Raw genomic sequence first — 2,010 nt, forward strand, 5'->3', positions numbered from 1 at the left:
GATCCGGAATCCGCCGGGTACAACATCCCCTTCGTGGTGCGGCTGGCCGGTGAGCTGAATGCGGCGGCGCTGCGTTCGGCGGTCGTCGACGTCGTGGCCCGGCACGAGGTGCTGCGCACGGTGTTCCCGTCGATCGACGGTGTCCCCAGCCAGTCGGTGCAGCCGGTTACGGACGTCGCCGATGCACTGGACTGGGCCGAGGTGCCCGATCCCGCCGAACTCATGGGCGATCTGGCCCGGGGGTTCGACGTCTCGTCGCAGCTGCCGATCCGGGTGCGGCTGACGCGGACGGGACAGGACGAGGCCGTGTTCGGCATGGTCGCGCACCATATCGCCTTCGACGGGCAGTCATCGGGGCCGTTCGCCGCGGACCTGATGGTCGCCTATGCCGCCCGGGTGGCGGGCGAGGCACCCGCGTTCGCACCGTTGCCGGTGCAGTTCGCGGACTTCGCGATCTGGCAGCGGGAGGTGCTGGGTTCGCCGGAGGACGCCGGGTCGGTGCTGGGGCGTCAGCTCGAGTTCTGGACTGATCGGCTGGCCGGTGTGCCGGACGTGCACGCACTCCCGACCGATCGCCCGCGCCCGCCGGTGTTCGCGAGCCGGGGAGCCGCGGTGCCCTTCGACATCCCGCCGGTGATCGCGGACCGTGTCGATGCGGTCGCGTCGCGCTTCGGGGTCACGCGGTTCATGGTGCTGCACGCGGCGTTCGCCGTGCTGCTGTCGCGGTTGTCTGGTTCCGGCGACATCGTGGTGGGAACGCCGATCGCCGGCCGTGGACAGCGGGAGCTGGACGGCCTGGTGGGGATGTTCGTGAACACCCTGGCGCTGCGGACGCGGGTGGACTCGGGGGCGTCGTTCGGGTCGTTGCTCGGTGAGGTCAGGGATGTCGATCTGGCGGCGTTCGAGCATGCGGACATCCCGTTCGAGTCGATCGTGGATGCGCTCAATCCGGTGCGGTCGGAGGCGTTCTCGCCCATCGTGCAGATCATCCTGTCCGTCGACCCGCTCGCCGCCGCCGCGACGGACATCGGCGCGGCCGGATTGCAGATCAGTCCGGTCGACGCCGACGACATCGTCGCGCAGATGGATCTGAACCTCGCACTGGCGACGGGAGACGGCATCGGCGGCTGGTCCGGACAGCTGACCTATGCGACCGCACTGTTCGATCAGCCGACGATCGAGGCACTCGGCGAACGATTCGTGCGTGTTCTGGATGCGGCGGTGTCGTCGCCGCACGTCCCGGTCGGCGATCTGGCTGTTCTCGACGACACCGATCGTCGCCGCGTCCTGGCGGAATCCGCCGGCCCGGCGGTGCCGGTGCCGGCCGAGACGATCACGGATGCGGTGGCTGCCGCGGTGGCGGCGGAGCCGGCTGCTGTGGCGTTGGTCGCTGATGGGCGGGAGGTGTCGTATCGGGAGTTCGGTCTGCGGGTCGGTGAGTTGGCGCGTGATCTGGTTGCCGCGGGTGTGGGGCCTGGGGTTGCGGTGGGTGTGGTGATGGACCGCAGTGTCGAGTTGGTGCTGGCGGTTCATGCGGTGCTGGCGGCGGGTGGTCAGTATGTGCCGATCGATCCGGTGACGCCGGCTGACCGTGCCGTGTATATGGCGCGGATGGCGGGTGTGGGTCCGGTGTTGGTGCGGGCGGGTGATGCGGTGCCGGATTTTGTGGCGCGGATCGCTCGGGCGGGTGTGTTGGTGGTGGATTCGCGGGCGCCGATTCCGGTGGGGGTGGCGGCGTTCTCTGCGCACGAACGGTCGGCGCCTCTGCGGCTGGATGATGCGGCGTACACCCTGTTTACGTCGGGGTCGACGGGCCTGCCGAAGGGCGTGACCGTCTCGCATCGCGCGGTGCGTAATTTCGTGGCCTGGTTCGACGAACTGGTGCCGCGGTCGGGGTCCGGGCGGGAGCGGTTGTTGCTGAAGACCCCGCACACCTTCGATGCATCGGTGCTGGAGTTGTTCTGGCCGTTGGTGGCGGGGCAGACGATGGTGATTGCGCGGGCGCAGGGG

1 protein-coding gene is annotated in these 2,010 nt (G+C 69.5%); it reads left to right on the forward strand.

Annotated features, from left to right (window positions below):
- Positions 1-2,010: condensation domain-containing protein (locus tag WAW85_RS01140; RefSeq protein ID WP_422557829.1), on the forward strand; the 2,010-nt coding region annotated here is incomplete at both ends.

The organism is Gordonia sp. (in: high G+C Gram-positive bacteria) (genome assembly GCF_049299075.1).
In the GTDB taxonomy this organism is placed as follows: domain Bacteria; phylum Actinomycetota; class Actinomycetes; order Mycobacteriales; family Mycobacteriaceae; genus Gordonia.